Source organism: Pseudomonas sp. PDM17 (assembly GCF_014851985.1).
GTDB lineage: Bacteria > Pseudomonadota > Gammaproteobacteria > Pseudomonadales > Pseudomonadaceae > Pseudomonas.
The window spans coordinates 236,194-257,945 of the sequence record NZ_JACVAT010000003.1; the positions used below are offsets into that span (position 1 = coordinate 236,194).

The window sequence follows — 21,752 nt, forward strand, 5'->3', positions numbered from 1 at the left end:
GTGCACGGGTGGATTACGGCCTTCAGCACACTTGGCTATAATCCGCCCACTCACTACCGAAGGGACTTCGCCGTGCGTCGGCTCTGGACTGCCACAGGACTCCTCGTCAGCTTGCTGCTGGCCGCTCTGGTCTGTCTTCCGACCTATGCGGCAAGCCAGGATCCCGGCTGGTCCCAGCTCCACGACAGTGACGCCCGCCTGCAGCTGCAGGACGTGATCTCCCCGCGCTACCGCACCCTCTTCAGCCCCCTCGACATCAGCGACTTGCACGCCCCCGCCGGCCCCGGCGCGACCTGGCTGCACTTCCGCCTGCCCGCCAACGACGAGCCCCAGCAACTGCGCCTGTTCGCGCCGAGCCTGGACAGCTTCGAGATGTTCATCCTCGATGGGCAGAAAGTCCTCGAACAGAAGAGCGCCGGCAACCTTTCCCCGGTGCAACGCCCCCTGCTCAACAGTGATCTGGTGATCCCCCTGCGCACCGCCGCCGAGCCGCTGGATCTCTACCTGCGCCTCGCCTCGACCCTGCCGCTGCGCCCGAACATCAGCATCGAGGCCGCCGGCCAGCCGAGCAACGACCAGCGCCCGCTGCACTTCGGCGTGCTGATCGGCTGCCTGGCCATGCTGCTGCTCTACAACCTCGTGCGCTTTGCCTACACCCGCGTCGCCAGCGGCCTGTGGCTGGCCGGCGTGCATGCGAGCCTGCTGCTGGCCTGCCTCAACCTGTTCGGCCTGCTCAGCCCCTGGTACGGCAACAACCAGTCGTTACAACCGATTATTGCGCTGGGCTGCCTGGTGGTGACGCTGATCTGCGGTCTTGGCTATACCGCCAGCTTCTTCCGTGACCTCACCCCGCGCCTGCCGCTCAAGCGCCTGCTGCTGGGTGGCACCGCCGGGCTGGTGGTGCTGTGCGTGGCGCTCAACCTGCTACTCGACCTGTCCATCAGCAGCCTGGTCTACGGGCTGATCACCCTGGTGACCCTGAGCATTCTCGGCGTGGCGGTCTACTACTGGATTCACGCTTACCGCCCGGCGCGCCTTTTCGCCATCGGCATGGGCCTCTTCGTGGTGGTCTGGTGCCTGAGCCTGCCATCGCTGCTTGGCTACGTGGCGACCCGGGCGGAATGGCTCGGCAGTGGCCTGCTCGGCCTCTCGGCAGTGGTCGGTTTCCTGCTCAGCCTGGCGCTCGCCGAGCGCCAGCGGAAAATCCAGAACGACCAGTTCGCCGCCAGCCGCCAGCGCGCCGCCAACGTCGCCGAGCTTAAGGCCAAGGGCGACTTCCTGGCCAAGATCAGCCACGAGATCCGCACCCCCATGAACGGCGTGCTGGGCATGACCGAACTCCTGCTCGGCACACCGCTCTCGGCCAAGCAGCGCGACTATGTGCAGACCATCCACAGCGCGGGCAACGAGCTGCTTTCGCTGATCAACGAGATCCTCGACATCTCCAAGCTGGAGTCCGGGCAGATCGAGCTGGACGAGGTGCAGTTCGACCTCGGCGCGCTGATCGAGGACTGCCTGGCGATCTTCCGCGCCAAGGCCGAGCAGCAGAAGGTCGAGCTGATCAGTTTCACCCAGCCGCAGGTGCCGCGCATCGTCAGCGGCGACCCGACGCGTTTGCGTCAAGCGGTGCTGAGCCTGCTGGACAACGCCTTCAAGCAGACCGACGAGGGCGAAATCCTCCTCGTCGTCGCCCTCGACGGCCCGGCCGAACGTCCGCGCCTGCGCATCGCCGTGCAGGACAGCGGCCGCCCGCTGGACAGCGCCGACCGCCAGGCCCTGCTCACCGCCGAACTGCACAGCCGCGACTTCCTCTCTGCCACCCGCATCAGCAGCCGCCTCGGCCTGATCATTGCGCGCCAGCTGATCCGCCTGATGTCCGGGGAATTTGGAATAGAGAGCGGTGACGGCGGCGGCGATTCGGGCAACCTGCTGTGGCTCAGCCTGCCGCTCGACCCGCAGCAGATCGACCAGGCCGGCGCCGACCTCGACAGCCCGCTGCAGGGCGCGCGCCTGCTGGTGGTGGACGACAACCAGACTTGCCGCAAGGTGGTGGTGCAGCAATGCAGCGCCTGGGGCATGAACGTCAGCGCGGTGTCTTCGGGCAAGGAAGCACTGGCCCAGCTGCGCACCAAGGCACACCTGCGCGAGTACTTCGACGTGGTCCTGCTGGACCAGGACATGCCTGGCATGACCGGCATGCAGCTGGCGACCAAGATCCAGGAAGACCCGAACCTCAACCACGACATCCTGCTGATCATGCTCACCGGTATCAGCAACGCGCCGAGCAAGATCATCGCGCGCAACGCCGGGATCAAGCGCATCCTCGCCAAGCCGGTGGCCGGCTACACGCTCAAGGCGACCCTCGCCGAGGAACTCTCCCGCCGCGGCCCGAGCGGCGTGAGCAACTACCTCTCGCCGGCCAGCGAGCCGGCTTCAAACGTGCCGCCCAGCGACTTCCGCATCCTCGTCGCCGAGGACAACAGCATCTCCACCAAGGTCATCCGCGGCATGCTGAGCAAGCTCAACCTGCAGCCCGATACCGCCAGCAACGGCGAGGAAGCCCTCGCCGCGATGAAGTCCACCCAGTACGACCTGGTGCTGATGGACTGCGAAATGCCGGTGCTCGACGGTTTCTCCGCCACCGAGCGCCTGCGCGCCTGGGAGGCCAGCGAACACCGACCGCACACCCCGGTGGTGGCGCTCACCGCGCACATCCTCAGCGAACACAAGGAGCGCGCGCGGCTGGTCGGCATGGACGGCCACATGGCCAAGCCGGTGGAGCTGTCACAGCTGCGCGAACTGGTGGCCTACTGGGTCGGCGAACGCGAGCGCCGCCTGCGCCAGCAGAGCGACGCGCTGCCTTCCTGATTTTACACTTCACCCTGTAGGTGCGAGCCCATGGGGCGTTCCTACAGGAAGCGTCGGCACCCACCAGTGCAATCGGCGAGCAAGAACCAACGCGCGCCTGCCCCGCCGCAATGCCACCCGCCGCCCCAGCCGCTATGCTTTGCCCTGCCGCGCCCTCTCAATCCGGACGAGTCGTTCCCATGCAAGTGATGTTCAGCGTGTACCTGAAGATGCTGGTGCTCTATAGCCCCTTCTTCGTCCTGTCCTGCTTCATCAGCCTCAACCGCGGCTTCGCCCCGCGCGACCGCAAGCGCATGGCCTGGCGCGTGGCCCTGGCGGCACTGATCGCCAGCGTGTTGCTGTACCTGTTCGGGCGCTACATCTTCACCCTGTTCGGCATCACCGCCGACGCCTTCCGCATCGGCGCGGGCAGCGTGCTGTTCATCTCTGCGCTGGGGATGGCCCAGGGGCGCTCGGCGGTGCAGGCGGACAACGTGCAGCAGGACGTCACCATCGTCCCGCTGACCATCCCCATCACCGTCGGCCCCGGCACCATCGGTGCGCTGCTGGTGATGGGCGTGAACCAGGACTGGGAGCACAAGCTGCAGGCCCTGGCGGCGATCTTCCTCGCCTGCCTGACCGTCGGCGTCACGCTCTACCTCTCGGACAAGATCGAGAAGGTCCTCGGCGAACAGGGCCTGATGATCGTCAGCCGCCTGATGGGGCTGTTCGTCTGCGCCCTCGCCGCGCAGATCATCATGACCGGCGTGCGCGGCTACTTCCTCCCGCAATGACGCGCTCCTTTGGGGAGCGCCGCGCACCAAAGAGCGTTCGGCGCACCAAAGCTGCGCACTGAAAAACCTCACCATTACGACAGAAAATCGCGTGCAGCCCATCTGCGCCAAGGCTTTTGCCTGTTTGGCACGGATGCTGCGATGGCAGCTGCGATCCCGCGCGGGATCGCCCCATTTCCGGGGAAGCTGCCGCACCGGCAACTCCCCGCCCCTGGATAGCCAAGGAGGCTGCCGCGATGAAACGTCGTCCGCTGTTGAAAAGTACGCTGGCCATGAGCGCCCTGCTGCTCACCGGTCTGTTCCCGTTCAGCTCCCAGGCCGCCGAGACCATCAAGGTCGGCATCCTGCATTCGCTGTCCGGCACCATGGCGATCTCCGAGACCTCGCTCAAGGACATGGCGCTGATGACCATCGACGAGATCAACGCCAAGGGCGGGGTGAACGGCAAGCAGCTCGAGGCGGTGGTGGTCGACCCGGCTTCGAACTGGCCGCTGTTCGCCGAGAAGGCGCGCCAGTTGCTGACCCAGGACAAGGTCGCGGTGGTCTTCGGCTGCTGGACCAGTGTGTCGCGCAAATCCGTGCTGCCGGTGTTCGAGGAGCTCAACGGCCTGCTGTTCTACCCGGTGCAGTACGAGGGTGAGGAAATGTCGCCCAACGTCTTCTACACCGGTGCTGCGCCGAACCAGCAGGCCATCCCGGCGGTGGAATACCTGATGAGCGAGGACGGCGGCGCCGCCAAGCGCTTCTTCCTGCTGGGCACCGACTACGTCTACCCGCGCACCACCAACAAGATCCTGCGCGCCTTCCTGCACAGCAAGGGCGTGGCCGACAAGGATATCCAGGAGGTCTACACGCCGTTCGGCCACAGCGACTATCAAACCATCGTCGCCGACATCAAGAAGTTCTCCGCCGGCGGCAAGACCGCGGTGATCTCCACCGTCAACGGCGACTCCAACGTGCCGTTCTACAAGGAGCTGGCCAACCAGGGCCTGGAAGCCACCGAAGTACCCGTGGTGGCCTTCTCCGTGGGCGAGGAAGAACTGCGCGGCATCGATACCAAGCCGCTGGTGGGCAACCTTGCCGCGTGGAACTACTTCGAATCGGTGAAGAATCCGGAGAACAGCAAGTTCGTCGCTGACTGGAAGGCCTACGCCAAGGCCAAGAACCTGCCCAACTACAGCACTGCGGTGACCAACGACCCGATGGAGGCCACCTACGTCGGCATCCACATGTGGGCGCAGGCCGCGCAGAAAGCCGGCAGCACTGATGTCGACAAGGTCCGCGAGGCCATGGGCGGGCAGACCTTCAAGGCGCCGTCGGGCTTCACCCTGACCATGGACAAGACCAACCATCACCTGCACAAGCCGGTGATGATCGGCGAGATCGAGGACAACGGTCAGTTCAACGTGGTCTGGAAGACCCCCGAGCCGATCCGCGCCCAGCCGTGGAGCCCGTTCATTCCGGGCAACGACAAGAAGCCGGATTACGCGGTGCGCAGTAACTGAGTACCCGTCTGTAAAGCCCCTCTCCCCAGCCCTCTCCCTGAAGGGAGAGGGAGCCGTTCGGCGCGTAGCCGATGGCACGGCGCAATCGACCACTCCCGAGGTCGGCTGAACGTCCCCTCTCCCTTCAGGGAGAGGGGCAGGGAGAGGGCAAACCGCCCCACACGGCTGCCCAGGGAACTCCGAAGATGCCCACTGCCTTGCTCCACCTGCTCCGCCTCTGCGCCATGACGCTAGTCGCGCTGCTACCGCAGCTCGCCGTCGCCGGCCCCGCGCAGGACTTCGCCAGCGCCGACAACGACGCCCGCGCCAGACTGCTCGAACAATGGGCCGCCGCGCCCGACGCCGACCGCCTGCCGTTGCTGGAAGCTATCCAGTCCGGCCGCCTCGCCGTCGATGCGCAGGGCCGTGCCTTCCTCCTCGGTGACGCAGGGCAATACCAGCCCGCGGATGGCGGCGCCGCGCCGGTCGGCGAGCCCGACAAGCTGCGCCTGAACAACCGCCTGCGCGGCCTGGTGAACACCGCCATGGCCAGCCACCAGCTGGTCGCCGACAGCGTCGACGTGCGTCTTGAAGCCGCCCGCCAGCTGCAGAAGAGCGCCCGCCCGGCGCAACGCACGCTGCTGGAATATCGCCTCAACGAAGAATCCAACGACGGCGTAAAAGCCGCCCTGCAACTGGCCCTGGCCAACCTGCAGCTGGCCGACCCGGCTCCGGCGGTGCGCCTCTCCGCCGTGCGCCTGCTGGGCGAGTCCGGCGACCCGCAGGCACGCACTCGCCTGGAGAATCTGCTCGATCCCGCCGTCGAACCCGACGATTCGGTACGCACCGCCGCCGCCACCAGCCTCGGCCAGGTCAAGCGCCGGCTGCTGATGGGCGACCTGCTCGGCCAGGCCTTCAGCGGCCTGTCGCTGGGCTCGATCCTGCTGCTCGCCGCCCTGGGCCTGGCCATCACCTACGGCCTGCTCGGGGTGATCAACATGGCCCACGGCGAAATGCTGATGCTCGGCGCCTACTCCACCTACGTGGTGCAGTTGCTCTGCCAGCGTTATGCGCCCGGAGTACTGGAGCTTTACCCGCTGCTCGCGCTACCGGTGGCCTTCCTGGTCACCGCGTGCATCGGCATGGCGCTGGAGCGTACGGTGATCCGTCATCTCTACGGCCGCCCGCTGGAAACCCTGCTCGCTACCTGGGGCATCAGCCTGGTGCTGATCCAACTGGTGCGCGTGCTGTTCGGCGCGCAGAACGTCGAGGTGGCCAACCCGGCCTGGCTGTCCGGCGGCATCCAGGTGCTGCCCAACCTCGTGCTGCCGTGGAACCGCATCGTCATCATCGGCTTCGCGCTGTTCGTGCTGGCACTCACCTGGCTGCTGCTCAACCGTACACGGCTGGGCCTGAACGTCCGCGCCGTCACCCAGAACCGCAACATGGCCGCCTGCTGCGGCGTGCCCACCGGCCGCGTGGACATGCTCGCCTTCGGCCTCGGCTCGGGCATCGCAGGCCTCGGTGGCGTGGCGCTGTCGCAGGTCGGCAACGTCGGCCCGGACCTGGGCCAGAGCTACATCATCGACTCCTTCCTGGTGGTGGTACTCGGCGGTGTCGGCCAGCTCGCCGGCAGCGTCTTCGCCGCCTTCGGCCTGGGCGTGGCGAACAAGATCCTCGAACCGCAGATCGGCGCCGTGCTGGGCAAGATCCTGATCCTCGCGCTGATCATCCTGTTCATCCAGAAACGTCCGCAGGGGCTCTTCGCTCTGAAAGGGAGGGTCATCGATTGAACCAGCCACTCACCGTGACGGCCGCGCAGAAGGCCGGCCCGAAACTCACCGCCGGACTCGTCGGCGCCGCCCTCGTCGCGCTGCTGATCCTGCCGCTGCTGCACCTGCTGCCGGAGAGCCACGCGCTGCACCTTTCCGCCTACGGCCTGACGCTCACCGGCAAGATCCTCTGCTACGCCATCGTCGCGCTGGCACTGGACCTGGTCTGGGGCTACGCCGGCCTGCTGTCGCTGGGTCACGGGCTGTTCTTCGCCCTCGGCGGCTACGCCATGGGCATGTACCTGATGCGCGAGGCGGCCGGCGACCAGTTGCCTGCGTTCATGACCTTTCTCTCCTGGACGGAGCTGCCCTGGTACTGGGCCGGCACCCAACACTTCCTCTGGGCCCTGTGCCTGGTGGTGCTGGCGCCCGGCCTGCTGGCGCTGGTGTTCGGCTTCTTCGCCTTCCGCTCGCGGATCAAGGGCGTGTACTTCTCGATCATGACCCAGGCGCTGACCTTCGCCGGCATGCTGCTGTTCTTCCGCAACGAGACGGGCTTCGGCGGCAACAACGGCTTCACCAACTTCCGCAGCATCCTCGGCTTCTCCATCACCGCGCCGGGCACCCGCGCGGCGCTGTTCATCGCCATCGTCCTGCTGCTGGCGGCGAGCCTGGCCATTGGCTTCGCCCTGGCGCGCAGCAAGTTCGGCCGGGTGCTCACCGCCTTGCGCGATGCCGAGAACCGCCTGATGTTCTGCGGCTACGACCCGCGCGGCTACAAGCTCTTCGTCTGGACCCTGAGCGCCGTGCTCTGCGGTCTCGCCGGTGCGCTGTTCGTGCCGCTGGTCGGCATCATCAATCCCAGTGAAATGTCGCCGACCAACTCCATCGAGGCCGCCGTCTGGGTCGCCCTCGGCGGGCGCGGCACGCTGATCGGCCCGCTGCTCGGCGCAGGCGTGGTGAACGGCGCGAAGAGCTGGTTCACGGTCGCCTTCCCCGAGTACTGGCTGTTCTTCCTCGGCGCGCTGTTCATCATCGTCACCCTGTACCTGCCGCGCGGCATCCTCGGCCTGATCAAGCGGGAGAAAGAGCAATGAGAGCGGTCCCCCACCTGATGCTGGAACCGGCCTACGATCCCAACCGCGACCCGGGCGCGAGCCGCGATGCCATCGGCATCGGCTCGAGCGCCAGCGGCCAGCTGGACGTGCGCCACGGCACCATCCTCACCCTGGAAGACATCAATGTCAGCTTCGATGGCTTCCGCGCCCTGCGCGACCTCACGCTGTACATCGGCGTCGGCGAACTGCGCTGCATCATCGGCCCCAACGGCGCGGGCAAGACCACGCTGATGGACGTGATCACCGGCAAGACCCGTCCGGACAACGGCAAGGCCTACTTCGGCGAAACCCTCGACCTCACTCGCATGAGCGAGGTGGAGATCGCCCAGGCCGGCATCGGTCGCAAGTTCCAGAAGCCCACGGTATTCGAGGCGCTCTCGGTGTTCGAGAACCTGGAGCTCGCGCAGAAGACCGACAAGTCGGTGTGGGCCAGCCTGCGGGCGAAGCTCTCCGGCGAGCAGAAGGACCGCATCGAGCAAGTGCTCACCACCATCCGCCTGCGCGAGTCGCGCAACCGCCCCGCCGGGCTGCTCTCCCACGGGCAGAAGCAGTTCCTGGAGATCGGCATGCTGCTGGTGCAGGAGCCGCAACTGTTGCTGCTGGACGAGCCGGTGGCCGGCATGACCGACGCCGAGACCGAGTTCACCGCCGAGCTGTTCAAGTCCCTTGCCGGCCAGCATTCGCTGATGGTGGTGGAGCACGACATGGGCTTCGTCGGCAGCATCGCCGACCACGTCAGCGTGCTGCACCAGGGGCACGTACTGGCCGAGGGTTCGCTGGAGGACGTGCAGGCGAACGAGCAGGTTATCGAGGTTTATCTGGGGCGTTAGAACGATGGCGGATGAAGCGTTCCGCTTCATTCGCCCTACGCCAGAGCCAACCGTAGGGCGCATAACGCGCAGCGTTATCCGCCGCAGCCCGATTCCAAGGAACACGCCATGCTGCAAGTCGACAAACTGCACCAGTACTACGGCGGCAGCCACATCCTGCGTGGCCTGTCGTTCGACGCGAAGATCGGCGAGGTCACCTGCCTGCTCGGGCGCAACGGCGTGGGCAAGACCACGCTGCTGCGCTGCCTGATGGGCCTGGTGCCGGCCAAGGACGGCAAGGTCAGCTGGGAGGGCAAGCCGATCACCGGTTTCAAGCCGCACCAGCGCGTGCATGCCGGCATCGCCTACGTGCCCCAGGGGCGGGAAATCTTTCCGCGCCTGACGGTGGAGGAAAACCTGCTGATGGGCCTGTCGCGCTTCAGCGCCGGCGAAGCCAAGGCCGTGCCCGAGTTCATCTACGAGTTGTTCCCGGTGCTGCGGGAGATGAAGCAGCGTCGCGGCGGCGATCTTTCCGGCGGCCAGCAGCAACAGCTCGCCATCGGCCGCGCGCTGGCCAGCCGACCGCGCCTGCTGATCCTCGACGAGCCCACCGAAGGCATCCAGCCCTCGGTGATCAAGGAGATCGGCGCGGTGATCCGCAAGCTCGCCGAACGGGGCGACATGGCCATCCTGCTGGTGGAGCAGTTCTACGATTTCGCCGCCGAACTGGCCGATCAGTACCTGGTGATGTCCCGTGGCGAGATCGTCCAGCAGGGCCGTGGCGCAGACATGGAAAGCGACGGCGTACGCGGGCTGGTGACCATCTGAGACGACCTGTCACTGGCGGATGACGGCGGCGGGTGGCAAGCTGCCAGGCCCCGTATCCGTTTTTCCTGGAGCCTGCCATGCCGATCACCCTGCGCCCCGCCGTCAACGACGACGCCGGATTCGCCGCGGTCTGCGTGGCGGCGGCCTACGCCCAGTGGATTCCCAAGCTGGGCCGCAAGCCAGGGCCGATGCTCGACGACTACCACGCGGTGATCGCCGAGGACCGCGTGCTGATCGCCGAACAGGACGGCGCACCGGTCGGCCTGCTGGTGATGCGCGAGACCGACGAGGGCTTCCTGCTCGACAACATCGCCGTGCTGCCCGAGTGCGCAGGGCAAGGCATCGGCCGCGAACTGCTGGTGCATGCCGAAGAGGCCGCCGTGCAACTGGGCTACCAGTCGCTGTACCTCTACACCAACGAGCGCATGGTGGAGAACATCGAGCTGTACGCGAAGAACGGCTACCAGGAATACGCGCGCCGGCTGGAGAACGGCTTCCGCCGCGTGTACATGCGCAAGCAGCTGGGCTGAGCGACCCCACGACCTGGCGGTCCTGCAGGAAAACTCCGCACCAATGCGGTGCGCCTAACCCCTCAATGCACCGCAACCGCGCCCATACCTGACCGATCGGACAATCGCCTCGACCTTCGTCGAACCCGCGTCGACGCTGTCTTTCCGCACGTCTGAAGTGCGCGACGCACTATCCTGGCGCATCCCGGCACGCTGATTGCTCTGTCCTGAGCATCCCTGGTTTCGCAGCTGCCCATGAACGCACCAGCCACCCTCTTTCACCCCGCCTGGCATGCCGAGCTTGAGCTGGCCTACGCCCGCATCGGCGACGGCACGCGGCCGGTCACCCGGCGTCACCTCGGGCCGCTGCGGGTGCAGAAGCACCTGTACGCGGAAGGGCCGCAGGTCTGCCAGCACATCGTCGTGCACCCGCCCGGCGGCATCGCCGGAGGCGATACGCTGAACCTCGATATCCACGCCGGCCAGGACAGCTGGGCGCAGCTCACCAGCCCCGGCGCGGCCAAGTGGTACCGCGCCGGCTGCCCGGCGAAGCAGCAGCTGGACATCCGCGTCGCTTCCGGCGCCACGCTGGAATGGCTGCCGCAGGAAACCATCGTCTACTCCGGCGCCCAGACCGAGCTGGCCACCCGCATCGACCTCGAAGCGGACGCCCGGCTGTTCTACTGGGACGTCGTCGCTCTCGGCCGCCCCGCCAGTGGCGAACGCTTCGAAAGTGGCCATTTCACCGCAGCCCTGGATATCTGCCGCGACGGCCAGCGCCTGTGGCATGAACGCCAGCGCGTGACCGGCAACGACCGCCTGCTCGACTCGCCCATCGGTCTGGCCGGCCACCCGGTGATGGCGACGCTGATCGCCAGCGGGCAGATCGACGCCGAACTGCTCGAAGCCTGCCGCGCCATCCCCTGCCTGGGCCGCGGCAACCTCACCCAACTGCCCGGCCTGGTGGTCGCCCGCAGCCTCGCCCATGAGGCGCTGCACGCCCGCGCCTGGCTCATCGAACTCTGGCGCCGGCTGCGGCCCGCGCTGCTCGGCCGCGAGGCCGTTCCTCCCCGAATCTGGAGCACCTGACATGGACCTGACTCCCCGCGAGAAGGACAAGCTGCTGATCTTCACCGCCGGCCTGGTCGCCGAGCGCCGCCTCGCCCGTGGTGTAAAACTCAACTACCCGGAGGCCGTGGCGCTGATCTCCGCCGCGCTGCTTGAAGGCGCGCGGGATGGCCAGACGGTCGCCGACCTGATGCACTACGGCACCACGCTGCTGACCCGTGAACAGGTGATGGAAGGCGTGCCGGAAATGATCCCGGAGATCCAGGTGGAAGCCACCTTCCCGGACGGCACCAAGCTGGTCACCGTGCACCAGCCCATCGCCTGATCGCACAGCGGTGCAAAGACAATGGCAAATGAAGCGTACCGCTTCATTTGCCCGACGAACCTGAGGAACCGACATGCTCATCCGCGACGCCAGCCAAGCCGACCTCGGCAGTCTGCGCGACATCTACAACGACGCCGTGCTCAACACCACCGCCATCTGGAACGAGGTCGCCATCGACCTGGAGAACCGCCGCGCCTGGCTGGAAATGCGCGCGCAGCAAGGCTTCCCGGTACTGGTGGCCGATGACGGCGGCGAAGTGGTGGGCTACGCCAGCTACGGCCCGTGGCGCGCCTTCGACGGCTTCCGCGAGACGGTCGAACACTCGGTCTACGTGCGTGCCGACCAGCGCGGCAAGGGCCTCGGCCCGCTGCTGATGCAGGCGCTGATCGAGCGCGCCCGCGCCCAGGGCCTGCACGTGATGGTCGCGGCCATCGAGAGCGGCAACATCGCGTCGATCCGTCTGCACGAACGCCTGGGTTTCATCACCAGCGGGCAGATGCCGCAGGTGGGCCAGAAGTTCGGCCGCTGGCTCGACCTGACCTTCATGCAACTGATCCTCGACCCACGGAGCTCCCCATGATCCCTGGCGAATACGACATCCTGCCCGGCGAGATCGAACTCAACGCTGGCCGCCGCACCCTCGCCCTGACGGTGGCCAACAGCGGCGACCGGCCGGTCCAGGTCGGCTCGCACTACCACTTCTTCGAGACCAACGACGCGCTGCTGTTCGACCGCGACGCGGCGCGCGGCATGCGCCTGAACATCCCGGCGGGTACCGCCGTGCGCTTCGAGCCGGGGCAGAGCCGCGAAGTGGAGCTGGTCGAGCTGGCCGGCGAGCGCAAGGTTTACGGATTCGCCGGACGGGTGATGGGCAGCCTCTGAGCGCCCGCAGGACAACAGCCAAGGAGCGCTGGATGAAGATCAGCAGACAAGCCTACGCCGACATGTTCGGCCCCACCGTCGGCGACCGCGTGCGACTGGCCGATACCGGCCTGTGGATCGAGGTGGAGCAGGACTTCACCGTCTACGGCGAGGAAGTGAAGTTCGGCGGCGGCAAGGTCATCCGCGACGGCATGGGCCAGAGCCAGCTGTGCGCCGCACAGGTCGTCGACACGGTGATCACCAACGCGCTGATCCTCGACCACTGGGGCATCGTCAAGGCCGACGTTGGCCTCAAGCATGGGCGCATCGCCGCCATCGGCAAGGCCGGCAACCCGGACATCCAGCCCGGCGTGACCATCGCCCTGGGCGCCAGCACCGAAGTGATCGCCGGCGAAGGCATGATCCTCACCGCCGGTGGCATCGACACGCACATCCACTTCATCTGCCCGCAGCAGATCGAAGAGGCGCTGATGAGCGGAGTCACCACCATGATCGGCGGCGGCACCGGCCCGGCCACCGGCACCAACGCCACTACCTGCACCTCCGGTCCCTGGCACATGGCGCGCATGCTCCAGGCCGCGGATGCCTTCCCGATGAACATCGGCTTTACCGGCAAGGGCAACGCCAGCCTGCCGCTGCCGCTGGAGGAACAGGTGCGCGCCGGCGCCATCGGCCTGAAGCTGCACGAGGACTGGGGCACCACCCCGGCGGCCATCGACAACTGCCTGACCGTGGCCGATCGCCTCGACGTGCAGGTGGCGATCCACACCGACACCCTCAACGAATCCGGCTTCGTCGAAACCACCCTCGCCGCGTTCAAGGGCCGCACCATCCACACCTACCACACCGAAGGCGCCGGTGGCGGCCACGCGCCGGACATCATCAAGGCCTGCGGCTTCGCCAACGTGCTGCCCAGCTCGACCAACCCGACCCGGCCCTTCACCCGCAACACCATCGACGAACACCTGGACATGCTCATGGTCTGCCATCACCTGGACCCGAGCATCGCCGAGGACGTGGCCTTCGCCGAATCGCGCATCCGCCGCGAGACCATCGCTGCCGAGGACATCCTCCACGACCTTGGCGCCTTCAGCATGATCAGCTCCGACAGCCAGGCCATGGGCCGCGTCGGCGAAGTGATCACGCGCACCTGGCAGACCGCCGACAAGATGAAAAAACAGCGCGGCGCACTGGACGGCGACGGCGTGCGCAACGACAACTTCCGCGCGAAACGCTACATCGCCAAGTACACCATCAACCCGGCAATCACCCATGGCGTGGCCCATGAAGTGGGCAGCATCGAAGTGGGCAAGCTGGCTGACCTGGTGCTCTGGCGCCCGGCCTTCTTCGGCGTGAAGCCAAGTCTGATCCTCAAGGGTGGCGCCATCGCCGCGAGCCTGATGGGCGACGCCAACGCGTCGATTCCGACGCCGCAGCCGGTGCACTACCGACCGATGTTCGCGAGCTTCGGCGGCAGCCGCCACGCCACCTGCCTGACCTTTCTCAGCCAGGCCGCGTTCGACCTCGGCGTGCACCACGAACTGGGCCTGCGCAAGGCCATCGGCGTGGTGAAGGGCTGCCGCAGCGTGCAGAAGACCGACCTGATCCACAACGCCTACCTGCCGCACATCGAGGTCGATGCGCAGAACTACCAGGTGCGCGCGGACGGTCAGTTGCTGTGGTGCGAACCGGCCGACGTGCTACCGATGGCGCAGCGGTACTTCCTCTTCTGAAGAGCGCCCCTCGTGAGACGCGACGCATTGCCGGCTTCCGTTGCCGCGCGATGATGGCTACCCTGCGCTCCCCCTGGGAAAGAGTCCCGGGGGTTGTATCTCAGGAGAGTCATGTGAAGTTTTCCCGTATCGCCGCCACCCTGCTGGCCACCGCCGCCATCGCCGGCTGCACCGGCACCCCGATGAAGACCCAGAACTACAGCCCCGAGCAGTACACCGTGATCGGTCACGGTGAAGGCAAGGCCACTGGGATCATGCTGTTCGGCGTTATTCCGATCCAGCAGAACAACCGCTTCGTGCGCGCCCAGGATGCCGCCGTCAAAGCCAAGGGCGGCGACGCGCTGATCAACACCCAGGTCCAGGAAAACTGGTTCTGGGCCTGGGTCCTGAGCGGCTACACCACCACCGTTTCCGGTGACGTGGTCAAGCTGAACAAGTAAGGCCCTCTGCGCTTTTCCGGACCGGTGCGCAATGCGCGGTCCGGCTTCCACCCTTGCCATAAATCAAGCTTTTCCCCATCCCCCGCCCCGCTGGCCGCCGATTGAGATTCGTCTTATTCGGCAACCTGAACGCGCGCTGAACAATGTGCCCACTGATCCGCCAGAGCCCTTACCGGCCGCGGGTCCGGCGTGGCGCAAACACTCGCGACCGCGCCTCCCCAAAGCAACTTCCAGCGAAAGCAGGATCCCGATCCGGAACCCTCCGATCTCCCGCCAGGACAGGCTCACACAGGCGCTGGAAACCCGCCCCGCATCGCCCCACGGCGAGCGGTGCAAGGAGGTTTGCAATGCGCTTTACCAAGACCCTTCTGGCCTCGCACATCGCGTTGGCCATCGCCCTGGCGGGGCAGGCCGGCATGGCAGCTGCCGGCTGCTCAGGCAGTGGCGATACCTATACCTGCGATGTGACGCTGTATTACGGCAACCCCACGGGTTACAAGAATGTCGTGATCAACACCGGCACCACAATTGGCGCCACCGGCGGCACCGGCGGGCTGCGTGGTTTCGGCATCTACGGCAACAGCACCCGGCAAAGCATCGACACGCTATCGATCACTACCGGCGGTATCTATGCCGATGCCATCCAGGCCAACAACGGCACCAACGTCTTCAATTTCGATAGCCTGACTATCAAGACCACCGGATTCTCCGCCGACGGTATCAACGTCACCGAGAACGCCTATAACTCATCCGTGACCGTTGGCGACGACGCGGTGATCAGCACCTCCGGCATTGGCGTGCGCGCCAATACCTCGAAGAACGGTGGAACCAACAGCATCACCCTCGGTGACCGCGCACAGATCACCACCACCGGGGCCGGAGGCAACTCCTCCGACGGTAATGGCTACGCTGTGTATGCCGGCAACCGCAATACCGGTGCAGCGACCTTCACCGGGGATGCCACGGTCACCGTGGGTGATGACAGCGTGATCCGAACGTCCGGCAGCGCGGCCCATGGCGTTTTCGCCAACCGCGGCGGCGAGATAACCCTGGGCAGCACCGATATTTCCACCAGTCACTCCGCCGCGTACGGCATCTATGTGCAAACCCTGGCAGCAGCCAGCGGTGATCGAGGCGGCCAGGTTCACTTGCTCGGTGACACGAAAGTCACCGTCACCGACGGCAACCGCGCCATGGCCGCCAACGGTGCGGACTCCAGCATCGTCTCGGAGAACGCCGCGATCTACGTGCTCGACAGCAGCGCCGCAGACGACCTCGCCAACCGCAAGGGCGTTGCGCTCTATGCCGAGAACCAGGGCAGGCTCGACCTGAAGATGGCCGCCGGCTCCTACCTCAACGGAACCACCAGCACCGCCACCGACGGGGTGATCGACCTGGCCATGGACGGAGCCGCCAGCCAGTGGTTCATGACCGGCAACGCCAACCTCACCAACCTCTCGCTGACCAATGGCGCGCAGCTGATCTACGACCGCCACGACGAGCACGGCGAGTACACCTACAAGACCCTGACGGTGGATGGCGACTTCACCGGCGGCGGCCACCTGGTGATGAACACCTACCTGGGCGACGACAGCTCCGAGACCGACAAGTTGGCCGTCACCGGCAGCACCTCGGGCGAGACGCTGGTGACAGTCAACAACACCGGCGGCCCCGGCGCGCAGACCCTGGAGGGCATCCAGATGATCACCGTCGGCGGCACCTCCGCCGGCGAGTTCACCTCCAGCCGGGTAACCGAGGGCGGCTACGAGTACATGCTCCGCCGTGGCGGCAGCTTCGTCGGCTCCACCGGCGCGGACAGCGACTGGTACCTGACCTCCTACAAGCCGTCCGAACCGGAAGATCCGGACCCGATCGATCCGGGCCCCGGCCCTGGGCCCGATCCGGAGCCGGAAGATCCCGATCCTGTCGATCCCGGCCCCGAAGAGCCAGGCCCCGTCGATCCGGGTCCGGAAGATCCCGGTCCTGTCGATCCCGGCCCCGAAGAGCCAGGCCCCGTCGATCCGGGCCCGACCAACCCGGTGCCAGAACAACCCGCCCCAAGCGACAAGGACCGCGTGCGCCAGCCCGAAGGCGGCAGCTACACCGCCAACCTCGCGGCGGCCAACACGATGTTCCTGCACCGCTTGCATGACCGCACCGGCAACCTGACCTACGTCGATCCGGACACCGGCAAGCAGGTCACTTCGATGCTCTGGATGCGCAACGTCGACGGCTCCAGCCGCTGGGAAGACAGCACCGGGCAGCTGAAGACCGAGTCCAACCGCTACGTGCTGCAACTGGGCAGCGACCTGTACCGCAAGCAGACCGACAACGGCGACTGGGTCGTCGGCGTGATGGCCGGCTACGCCAACGGCAACTCCACGACCAGATCGCGAATTACCGGCTACCGCTCGCGCGGCGAGATCGACGGTTACAGCCTCGGCGTCTATGGCACCTGGTACGAGAACAAGGAGGACGAGAACGGCGCCTACGTCGACAGCTGGGTGTTGTGGAATGACTTCGATGCTGAAGTGCGCGGCGAGCAACTGGCCAAGGAGAAATACGACGCCAAGGGCATCACCGCCTCCCTCGAGGCCGGCAAGACCTTCACCGTGGCGAAGACCAAAAGCGCCAGCTACTACGTCCAGCCGCAGGCGCAGATCGTCTACATGGGCGTGAAGGCCGATACCCACCGCGAGGCCAATGGCACCAAGGTCACCGGCCAGGGCGACGGCAACATCATGACCCGCCTGGGTGCCCGCGCCGCCGTGCGCAGCAACCAGCAAGGCGGCTTCGCCAACACCTACGGTGTGGAGCCCTACGTGGAAACCAACTGGATCCACAACACCGACGACTTCGGCGCGAAGATGGGCAGCACGAAGTTCGAAATGGACGGCGCCAGCGACATCTTCGAAGTCAAACTCGGCGCCACCAGCAAGGTGAACAGCCGGGTCAACGTCTGGGGTGAAGTGGGCAAGCAGTTCGGCGACAACGGCTACCGCGACCAGGCGGTGACGCTGAGCCTGAAGGTCAACTTCTGACCGCGCCGTGAACCGGGCCGCCGCGCGCAATGCGTGGCGGCTTTTCTTCGTGCGTACGACGCCCCTGGCAGAGCCGGGAGCCTGACATTTCGATCAACTTTTCCCCTATCGCCCCGGTCGTACAACCCGAACTGCTATGCTCTGCAGCTCGAAGAAAAAGGTGGACCCGCGATGACGGCGATGACTTCGCAACCGAACGAACGCCCGGGCATCTCGCCCGCGCTGGCTGCCTTGCGCGCCGCCACCCATGAGCTGCATGCCGACCTCGACAGTCGCTCCCCTCTCACTGCCGCACTGACCCAGGCCGACTACCTCGACCACGCTGCCCGCGTGCTGGGCTGGATGCGCCCGCTGGAGCAAGCCCTCTGGCCGCTCTGGCCTGACGCAGAAGATGCGCGGCTGCGACGCGGCAAGAGCCAATGGCTGGAAGCCGATCTGCAGGCCGGCTCGCAGGCCTGCGCCGATCTGCCCGACTGCCCCGCCGCGCCGGTCGCGATCAACCTCGCCGAAGCCTTCGGCATCGCCTACGTCGCCGAGGGCGCGACCCTGGGCGGCCGGGTGCTCTACAAGCGTCTCAAGGCATCGCTGGAACCGCTGCCGCTGCACTGGCTGCAGGGCTACGGCGAACACACCGGCAAACGCTGGAGCGCCTTCCAGCGCCTGCTGGGCGAGCATGTCACCACTGCCGAGGACATCTCCCGCGCCCAGGCTGCCGCCGTGTGCGCCTTCACTTCGTTCCGCGACTGGGTGCTGGACGTCGCCCCGAACCGGGCGGTCCCGGCATGAGCGAGCAGACGGTCACCCTCGCCAACTGCGAGGACGAACCCATCCATGTGCCGGGCGCGATCCAGCCCCACGGCGCGCTGATCGCCCTCGACGAACAGGGCCGCGTGCTCGGCTTCAGCGACAACCTCGGCACCCTGCTGGGCATCGCCCCGACGCTGGGCGAGCCACTGGCCGAGGCGGACGTCGGCCCCGGCGTGCTGGCGATGCTCGCTGAAGGGCTCAATGAAGCAGGCCCCTGGGTCAACAGCGTGGAAGCGCGGATCAACCGGCGCTTCTTCGACGTGATCGGCCACAGCCATGACGGCGTGCGCTACCTGGAATTCGAGAGGCGCGCTGCCGGGACCGCGTCCTTCACCACCTTCGCCCTCAACGCCCAGCGCCTGGTCAGCCAGCTGCAGTTGCGCAACGACGTCGAGAGCCTGCTGGTCAGCGTCACCGAGGAAGTGCGGCGGATGACCGGCTACGACCGCGTGATGGCCTACCGCTTCAACGAGGACGACTCCGGCGAGGTGGTCGCCGAATCCCGCCGCGAGGACCTGGAAAGCTACCTCGGCCAACGCTACCCGGCCTCGGACATTCCCGCCCAGGCGCGGCGCCTGTACCTGCAGAACCCGGTGCGCCTGATCGGCGACGCGGCCTACCAGCCGGTGGCCGTGCGCCCCACGCTGAACCCGGGCAGCGGCAAGCCGTTCGACCTGAGTTTCAGCACCCTGCGCAGCGTCTCGCCGATCCATTGCGAGTACCTCGCCAACATGGGCGTGCGCGCGTCGATGAGCATTTCCATCGTGGTCGGCGGGCGCCTGTGGGGGCTGTTCTCCTGCCACCACATGAGCCCGAAGGTGGTGCCCTACCCGATCCGCATGTCGTTCCAGGTATTTTCCCAGGTGTGCAGCGCCATGGTCGAACGCCTGGAGCAGAGCCGCGTCAGCGAACTGCTGCGCCAGGCCTCCGAGCGCCAGCAGGCGCTGCTGCGCCGCACCCGCGACTCCGACGACCTGCTCAGCGCGCTGTCACGCCCCGGCGCCAGCATCGCCGACCTGCTGCCGTGCGACGGCGCGGTGGTGATGCTCGGCGGGCGCGCCAGCAGCATCGGCGGTGACTTCGACGACCTGGCGGTGGCCATGGTCGCCCAACTGCAGCAGGACGAAGAACTGGACCTGTTCCACAGCGACCAGCGCCTGGAACTGCCCGATGGCCCGCACGACCCGCGCTACTGCGGCGTCATGGCGATCCGTTTCCATCGCCAGGAATCGGGCTGGATCGTCTGGCTGCGCCTGGAGCAGGTACACCGCATCCGCTGGGGCGGCAAGCCGGAGAAGATCGTCAAGACCGGCCCCTCCGGCGCGCGCCTGACCCCGCGCGGCTCGTTCGAAGCCTGGGAAGAAGTCGTGCGCGGGCGCTCCATGCCCTGGACCGGCATCGACCTCTCCATCGCCGAGAAGCTGCGCACCGAACTGGTGGAGCTGTGCCTGAACCGCGCCGGCGAGATCGACCGCATGCGCCAGCGCCTGATCGCCGTGCTCGGCCACGACCTGCGCAACCCGTTGCAGTCGATCTCCATGGCGGCGGCGATGCTTTCCTCCAGCGACGTGCGCAACGCCGAACTGCGTCAGCACATCACCTACTCCAGCAGCCGCATGGAACGCCTGATCAGCCAGATCCTGGAGATGAGCCGGCTGCAGAGCGGTGCGGGGATGACCGTAAAGCCGGTGGCCGCCGACCTCTCGCGGCTGGTGCGCGATATCGTCCAGGAAACCGACGTGGCCTATCCGGGCCTGTCCATCGAGACCGCCATCGAGGAGGGCGTGCAGGCGCAAGTCGACCCGGACCGCTACCTGCAGGTGATCGCCAACCTGCTGAGCAACGCCCGTCACCATGGCCGCCCCGGCCGTCCGGTGCTGGTGGAACTGCGCCGCCAGGGCGAGTTGGCGCGGCTGAGCATCCTCAACGAAGCCGAAGCGCTGGATGAGGTGCGCATCGCCAACCTCTTCGAACCATTCAAGCAGGACGCCGGCGGCCATGCCCGCAACAAGAGCGGGCTGGGCATCGGCCTGTACATTTCCCAGGCCATCGTCAGCGCCCACGGCGGCCGCATCGAAGTGGAGCAGGCCGACGGTATCATCGCCTTCAGCGTGCTGGTGCCGCTCAAGGCCTGACCCGCGTGCCGATAGCTCCCCACGAAAAACGGCGCCCCATGGGCGCCGTTTTCCTGTCGAGCGAGAGCCTCTCAACGCAACTGGCTGTCCTTGCTGCCCCGGCGGTTGTAGCCGGCATAGGTCGCCTGCTCCTTGTCATGCTCGGCCTGGCAGTTCACGCACAGGCGCACGCCGGGGATGGCCTTGCGCCGAGCCTCGGGGATAGCCGCATCGCATTCCTCGCAATGGGTCAGGCTCTCGCCCTTGGGCATCTGGTTGCGCGCCCGTGCGATGGCATCCTCGATGGTGCTGTCGATCTGCTCCTGAACCGCTCCGTCGTTTGCCCAGCCGCTGGCCATGGCGACCTCCCGTGGAATAGTCGTGTCTTCTGAAGATATGCAGGGCGGCGGCGGTGATTGCAAGGGCGATGGCGCGGGAAGCGACGAGTGCGTCGCCGGGAAACCAGATACGTCTGATGGTCCGCACCGGCATGCCTGCCGAGAATCAGGAGACCTCTGACTATCGGAACCCCGCCATGCGCCAAGCCTGCACCCTGATCGCCAGCCTCCTGCTCGCCGGCCTGTTGCCGCGCGCTGCCAATGCCGATGCCGTGGATGCCAGCCTGCGCGACATGGAGCGCTACCTGCTGCTGTACAGCGCCACCGGCGACGAACGCTTCCTGGCGCGGCTGGAGCGCCTCGGGCCGGGTTTCGAACAACAGCTGTCGCAGCAGAAGAATGCGGCCAACCTGCAGGACCTCTGGCAGCTCTATCGGCAGACCCTGGAACAGGTGCGCGCGGCATACTCGCAGAAGGACGCGAATCTGCAGAATGCAGTGGCGCAGACGCGGGAAGTGGCCGGGCTGTTCGACACCTTCATCCTCGCGCGGGAGCCGGCATCGCAGGGGATTGAAGACGAGTTGCGCGAGCTGGCGCTGCTGGAGGCACGGCGGGCCAACGGGCGTTTGCTGGGGAAGGAAAGTGAGGGCGATGCAGCGCGCATCGGGGAACTGCAGGAGCTGATCGACGAACGTCTGGCAGCGCTACCCGCCGGTGCCAGCCGGGACTCCCTGCTCTCGCGCTGGAGCTACCTGCGCAAGGCGGAGAAACCCGAGGGCACTCTGCTTTATCCCTTCAACGCCCAGGTCGAATACCTGCTGGCGCATCTGCCGCGTCGCTGAG

General features: G+C 66.7%; 18 protein-coding genes and 1 pseudogene. 18 read left to right on the forward strand and 1 reads right to left on the reverse strand.

What is annotated here, in order from left to right; genetic code table 11:
• Nucleotides 1-72: 72 nt before the first annotated feature.
• The 17 genes and pseudogenes from IB256_RS11330 (at nt 73) to IB256_RS11410 (ending at nt 20,592) form a co-directional block, all read left to right on the forward strand.
• Complete coding sequence (locus tag IB256_RS11330) at nt 73-2,868, forward strand: hybrid sensor histidine kinase/response regulator (RefSeq protein WP_192292862.1); 2,796 nt, start codon at nt 73-75, stop codon at nt 2,866-2,868.
• Nucleotides 2,869-3,047: 179 nt separating this feature from the next.
• Entirely contained in the window at nt 3,048-3,641 is a 594-nt protein-coding gene (locus IB256_RS11335) for a MarC family protein (RefSeq protein ID WP_192292864.1), read from the forward strand.
• Between the two features lie 236 nt (nt 3,642-3,877).
• Nucleotides 3,878-5,146, forward strand: a complete 1,269-nt coding sequence (gene urtA, locus IB256_RS11340; RefSeq protein WP_138214103.1) for an urea ABC transporter substrate-binding protein — start codon at nt 3,878-3,880, stop codon at nt 5,144-5,146.
• A 185-nt stretch (nt 5,147-5,331) separates the two neighbouring features.
• A complete protein-coding gene (gene urtB / locus IB256_RS11345) occupies nt 5,332-6,918 on the forward strand; it encodes an urea ABC transporter permease subunit UrtB (protein WP_192292866.1) in 1,587 nt (528 codons plus the stop codon).
• Nucleotides 6,915-7,994: an urea ABC transporter permease subunit UrtC gene (gene urtC / locus IB256_RS11350; RefSeq protein WP_192402594.1), complete on the forward strand. Its 1,080-nt coding sequence runs from the start codon at nt 6,915-6,917 to the stop codon at nt 7,992-7,994. Before urtB ends, urtC begins: the two co-directional genes overlap by 4 nt.
• Nucleotides 7,991-8,845: an urea ABC transporter ATP-binding protein UrtD gene (gene urtD / locus IB256_RS11355; protein WP_192402596.1), complete on the forward strand. Its 855-nt coding sequence runs from the start codon at nt 7,991-7,993 to the stop codon at nt 8,843-8,845. The genes urtC and urtD overlap by 4 nt, the downstream gene beginning before the upstream one ends.
• Before the next feature lie 108 nt (nt 8,846-8,953).
• Entirely contained in the window at nt 8,954-9,652 is a 699-nt protein-coding gene (gene urtE / locus IB256_RS11360; protein WP_138214099.1) for an urea ABC transporter ATP-binding subunit UrtE, read from the forward strand.
• A 77-nt stretch (nt 9,653-9,729) separates the two neighbouring features.
• Nucleotides 9,730-10,182 (forward strand): GNAT family N-acetyltransferase, encoded by a 453-nt coding sequence (locus IB256_RS11365; protein ID WP_138214098.1) that lies wholly within the window; start codon nt 9,730-9,732, stop codon nt 10,180-10,182.
• A gap of 234 nt (nt 10,183-10,416) precedes the next feature.
• The gene (locus IB256_RS11370) at nt 10,417-11,250 is read left to right on the forward strand and encodes an urease accessory protein UreD (RefSeq protein ID WP_192402598.1); all 834 of its coding nucleotides are present in this window, start codon (nt 10,417-10,419) and stop codon (nt 11,248-11,250) included.
• A gap of 1 nt (nt 11,251) precedes the next feature.
• Complete coding sequence (locus tag IB256_RS11375; protein ID WP_192292874.1) at nt 11,252-11,554, forward strand: urease subunit gamma; 303 nt, start codon at nt 11,252-11,254, stop codon at nt 11,552-11,554.
• 73 nt (nt 11,555-11,627) lie between these two features.
• Entirely contained in the window at nt 11,628-12,134 is a 507-nt protein-coding gene (locus tag IB256_RS11380) for a GNAT family N-acetyltransferase (protein WP_192292876.1), read from the forward strand.
• A complete protein-coding gene (locus tag IB256_RS11385; RefSeq protein WP_192292878.1) occupies nt 12,131-12,436 on the forward strand; it encodes an urease subunit beta in 306 nt (101 codons plus the stop codon). The genes IB256_RS11380 and IB256_RS11385 overlap by 4 nt, the downstream gene beginning before the upstream one ends.
• Before the next feature lie 32 nt (nt 12,437-12,468).
• Entirely contained in the window at nt 12,469-14,169 is a 1,701-nt protein-coding gene (gene ureC / locus IB256_RS11390; RefSeq protein WP_192402600.1) for an urease subunit alpha, read from the forward strand.
• A gap of 113 nt (nt 14,170-14,282) precedes the next feature.
• Nucleotides 14,283-14,609: a hypothetical protein gene (locus tag IB256_RS11395; RefSeq protein WP_081515591.1), complete on the forward strand. Its 327-nt coding sequence runs from the start codon at nt 14,283-14,285 to the stop codon at nt 14,607-14,609.
• Between the two features lie 1,454 nt (nt 14,610-16,063).
• Nucleotides 16,064-17,650, forward strand: a pseudogene (locus tag IB256_RS30960) (autotransporter outer membrane beta-barrel domain-containing protein); the annotation flags it as partial.
• Nucleotides 17,651-17,830: 180 nt separating this feature from the next.
• Nucleotides 17,831-18,436: a biliverdin-producing heme oxygenase gene (locus tag IB256_RS11405; protein WP_192292884.1), complete on the forward strand. Its 606-nt coding sequence runs from the start codon at nt 17,831-17,833 to the stop codon at nt 18,434-18,436.
• Nucleotides 18,433-20,592, forward strand: coding sequence for a GAF domain-containing protein (locus tag IB256_RS11410; RefSeq protein WP_192402608.1), 2,160 nt, complete (start codon nt 18,433-18,435; stop codon nt 20,590-20,592). The genes IB256_RS11405 and IB256_RS11410 overlap by 4 nt, the downstream gene beginning before the upstream one ends.
• A 71-nt stretch (nt 20,593-20,663) precedes the next feature.
• Here the strand turns inward: IB256_RS11410 and IB256_RS11415 are convergent, their stop codons facing one another.
• Nucleotides 20,664-20,930, reverse strand: coding sequence for a DksA/TraR family C4-type zinc finger protein (locus IB256_RS11415; RefSeq protein ID WP_192292887.1), 267 nt, complete (start codon nt 20,928-20,930; stop codon nt 20,664-20,666).
• A 176-nt stretch (nt 20,931-21,106) separates the two neighbouring features.
• Here IB256_RS11415 and IB256_RS11420 point away from each other — a divergent pair, with 176 nt between their 5' ends.
• Entirely contained in the window at nt 21,107-21,751 is a 645-nt protein-coding gene (locus IB256_RS11420) for a hypothetical protein (protein ID WP_192292889.1), read from the forward strand.
• Nucleotide 21,752: the final 1 nt, after the last annotated feature.